The following is a 3,866-nucleotide window of genomic DNA, read 5'->3' as shown; positions in this document are numbered from 1 at the left end:
TCACGCCATAAGAAACGACGTCTAAGCCGCCTCTTCCGGGTCTGGCCCGACCCGCGCGGCCCGGCAAGGCTCAGCCTTCCGAGCTGTTCTCCGCGTACAGCGCGTATAGGGCGTGCAGCGTGTGCAGCGTGCCGAGACTGCTCGTCTCGGCGGTGGTGCCGTACGCGGTGTCGATGGCGCGCTTCTCGGCCTCGGCCTCAGCCTCAGTCATCGTGTCACCGGCGAGCCGGAAGGGCCACGCCCGCTGAGGGCGGTGGCCCTTCGGTCGGGCCCGGAGCCGGGCTGTAGCAGCGGCCGGTCCCGGGACGGGTATCGGGGGCTCGCCCGCTCAGTGGTGGCCGGTCCTCGGGAGACCGTCATCGAGTGCCGCCGGGCGCCCGAACCAGTGCGCCAGAGTCTCCCGCAGCTCCTCCGCGGCCGCGTCCAAGGGTGCTGACGGTGCGCCGATCCATGCTGCGTGCCCGTCCGGACGGACGAGGACCGCGTGAGCGCGCTCCAGGGCGTGCGGGTGGGTACGGGCGGTGGTGACCCGGTCCGCCCATGGACGGGCGGCGGCGGAGAGGACGTGCGAGCCCGCCGCGCCGTCGAGCAGCAGTGCGCCGCCGGCCGACCGGGTCAGCAGCCCCGTGAGGCTGTCCTCGCCGTCCGGGCCCACGGGGATGTCCGGCACCATCCGTCCCGCCCACGGGTGTGCAGGGTCTCCGGAGGAGGGGTACCGGGTGTCGACAGCGGTGATCATCTCGGCCAACGGCCCGGCCGTGTCCCCGGGCTCGGCCAGCTCGGCGAGCAGCTCTCGTACGGGCACCAGCTGGTCGTCGTCTCCGTTCGCCGGGGCGAGCAACGCCTGCGCGCGGGTGTTGCGGAGCAGACGCTTGCCGGCCGCGTGGCGCTCGTCGTGGTAGGTGTCGAGCAGCGTGTCCGGCGCCTGCCCTCGCGCCACCAGCGCTAGCTTCCAGCCCAGGTTGACGGCGTCATCGATCGCCGCGTTGACGCCGATGGCGCCGGCCGGGGGGTGGATGTGCGCGGCGTCCCCGGCGAGCAGCACGCGGCCTGCCCGGAACTGCTCGGCGAGCCGCGCCGCGTCCCCGAACCGGGTCAGCCACAGCGCCTCGGCGATGCCGGCCTGGTGTCCCAACGCGGCCTCGACCGCGCGCTGGAAGGCGTCGAGGGGCACCGGCTCGTACGGGTCCGCGGGCGGGGCCGGGTCGGCGGTGACGAGACGGACGTAACCGGGGCGCGGGATCGCGAACACCGAGCGGCCGCCGGGCCCGGCATTGGGGCCGAACGAGACGGCCGACGGGTCGGCGAGCACCACGTCCCCGAGCAGAGTGAACTTCCGCGCGGGCGTCCCGGGGAACCCGATCCCGGCTGCCTTCCGCACCGTGCTGCGGCCCCCGTCGCAGCCGACCAGCCACCGGCAGCGCACGATGGACGGGCCCTCGGCGCCTTCCACCTCGACCGTCACACCCTCACCGTCCTGCCACAGCCCGGTGAGGCGCCGACCGCGGACGAGGCGCGCGCCTGACCCCACGGCCCACTCGGCGAGCAGTTCCTCCACGCGGGTCTGGGGGATGCCGAGGGTGTAGGGGTGCTTCGTGCGCATGGCGGCGAGGTCGAGGCGGGACGCACCGACGAACACGGTCGTCTGCACGGTCGGTCCCTCCGCGAGGAAGCCGGCGGCCAGGCCACGGCGGTCGAGCAGCTCCAGGCTCCGGGCGTTGAGGTTGAACCCGCGGCAGAAGCTCGGCGGTTCGGGCTCCCGCTCCAGGACCAGCGCCCGCACCCCTGCCCGCCCCAACTCCCCGCCGAGCGCCAGCCCGGCAGGCCCGGCACCGACGATCAGAACGTCGACGACCTCGTCCTTCGACGCGGTGTCACTCATCGCCCGCCCCCTTCCGGCCACGTCAGCGTCCCGCGCTCGATCTCGTCGGCGATGCGCTCCGCCCACGCCAGCTCGGCCTGCGCCATGGCCGCGGCGTACTCGGCCTCGATGACGAACAGGCGCGGCGCGTTGTGTTCCTCGCGGGCCGCGCGGTAGCCCTCGGCGTCCTGCGCCATCCGCTCCCGTAGCGCGGCGGCCCGCTCCCGCAGAGCCCCCGCCGCACGGACACGGCCCAGCGCGCCGAGGTACCCGACGGCGGAGAGAAACCGCGGGTACTCGGGTGAGGGCTCTCGGATCAGCTCGTCGAGCCAGCCGGTGAAGCCGTCCCGCCCGGCGGGGGTGTGGCGGTAGACGGTGCGGGCCGGACGGTTGCCGACCTGCTCGGTGCCGTCCGCCTCGATCCACCCGTCCCGCGTGAGCGCGCGGACGGTGTCGTAGAGCGATCCGGTCGTCAGCTTGAACGCGCGCTCCATGCCGCGCTCGCGGAGCGCACTGGCCATGGCATGGGGATGCATCGGCTGCTCCAGCAGCAACCCGAGTACGGCGAGGGCGAGGGCGTTGGCGGGGCGCTTCGGGGGCTTCTGGACGGAGTGGGGTTCCCGGGCCGGCATGGAACTCCAGTGTGTTGGCATGGCAGAGTGCTCGGATCCGATTACTCGGATCCGATCATATCTTCAAAGATGCTGAGTGCAAGGGTGTGAGCCCTGGAAGCAGGTGCGGCGACGACGACTGCAACATTGGCGCGACGCGGACTGCGCCGAGCCTTCGTCGTCCTCCAGGCCAACGGGATGGAGCTGACCGCCCTCCCGTACGAGGAATGCAGACGCCGCCTGGAGGCACTGTCCTACGCCGCGACCTGGGTCGGCACGAAGCTCGCTGGGACCTGGCCGTCGACGAGTGAGCAAGGGCCTGCCGCATAGTCCGTGTCCGTCGGGGCCGCGCGTCGGCCCCGGGACCGTACACAGCACACAGCCGCCGCTTCGGCCGACGACCACCGGGGCGGAGGTCACGAGCCGACCCACTGGACCCCGAGCGTGGCAAGTGCTTCATGGGCGGCCCCGGGCTCAACCCTCACCCAGCGCAGGATCTTGACCGCAAGACCGGCGCCGAAGAGAATCAGCACGAGTGGAAGGACGGTACGAGCAACTTCAAGAAGCTGGGGAACCATGGTCCTCAACCTCCGCAACACCACGTGTCTGGACTGTTGTTCGATACGGGTGCTGCCTTGACCGGGCGGCGGGTGAGGGCTTTGGCGATGGGCGTACTGCTGGTGCTCACCGGGTGCGGCGGCAGCGGCAACGAGCGGCCCGTCTCGTGGGAACGCCCCTGCGACATGCTGCCCAAAGCAATGGTGGAGAAGTCGGTCGGCGTTCCGCTCGTGGCGGCCGGCTCGAAAGGGCCGTACGGTTACCAGTGCCTCTACCGGCCGCCGAAGACCGCCGAGGACTTCTGGACGGTCTCTTTCAGATCGGACACCGCCGGCACGCAATGCCCTGACCCGAAATCACAGCCCGCACCGGAGATCGACGCTGACGCGTACAAGATCGACGACAATGGCCGAGTGGTCGTCGGGACCTCGTACCACGGCCACTGCCTGCGCATCGCGGGCTATAGCAGCTGGGTCAGCGGATCCGAAGTCACTGTCCCCTCCGCTGCCGACCTGCTCCGCACGGCAAAGGGCCGCATGGAGTGACGGCGCGGCTGCCGACTTTGGCCAGAGCGGCGTGGTGACGTGGGTGCGGCGGGCGCGCAGGGAAGCATGCCGGGTGTGTCCTGCTCAGGAGCCACGAGGACGTGCCGTCCCTCCCTGCACGCGGCCGGCCGGAGCTACTCGGCTGCGCCAGTGCACCGCGGGAAGGCGAGACCGGTGGGGGGTGTTGAGGCCGCTGGAGTTCAGTGTGGCCTGGGTGCCAGGCGAACTCCTCCAACCGGAGCCGCACTCAGCAAGGTCACCCGCCCTTAGACATCGTTTCTTTTGGTGTGC

Annotated in this window: 4 protein-coding genes; 1 reads left to right on the top strand and 3 read right to left on the bottom strand. The window is 71.6% G+C overall.

Going from position 1 to position 3,866, the window contains the following annotated elements; translation table 11 throughout:
* Positions 1–70: 70 nt before the first annotated feature.
* The 3 genes from ACIPK4_RS40020 to ACIPK4_RS40010 form a co-directional block, all read right to left on the bottom strand.
* The gene (locus tag ACIPK4_RS40020) at positions 71–211 is read right to left on the bottom strand and encodes a hypothetical protein (RefSeq protein WP_402322883.1); all 141 of its coding nucleotides are present in this window, start codon (positions 209–211) and stop codon (positions 71–73) included.
* Positions 212–328: 117 nt separating this feature from the next.
* Positions 329–1,882 (bottom strand): FAD-dependent monooxygenase, encoded by a 1,554-nt coding sequence (locus ACIPK4_RS40015; RefSeq protein WP_402322880.1) that lies wholly within the window; start codon positions 1,880–1,882, stop codon positions 329–331.
* Complete coding sequence (locus ACIPK4_RS40010; RefSeq protein ID WP_402322877.1) at positions 1,879–2,493, bottom strand: PadR family transcriptional regulator; 615 nt, start codon at positions 2,491–2,493, stop codon at positions 1,879–1,881. The genes ACIPK4_RS40015 and ACIPK4_RS40010 overlap by 4 nt, the downstream gene beginning before the upstream one ends.
* A gap of 437 nt (positions 2,494–2,930) precedes the next feature.
* Between ACIPK4_RS40010 and ACIPK4_RS40005 the strand changes: the two genes are divergently transcribed.
* Entirely contained in the window at positions 2,931–3,575 is a 645-nt protein-coding gene (locus tag ACIPK4_RS40005) for a hypothetical protein (protein WP_402322874.1), read from the top strand.
* Positions 3,576–3,866: the final 291 nt, after the last annotated feature.

This window comes from Streptomyces sp. NPDC086989, assembly GCF_044745505.1.
Taxonomy (GTDB): domain Bacteria; phylum Actinomycetota; class Actinomycetes; order Streptomycetales; family Streptomycetaceae; genus Streptomyces.
Note: the sequence above shows the minus strand (reverse complement) of the source record. Positions and strands in the feature narration are given on the sequence as shown.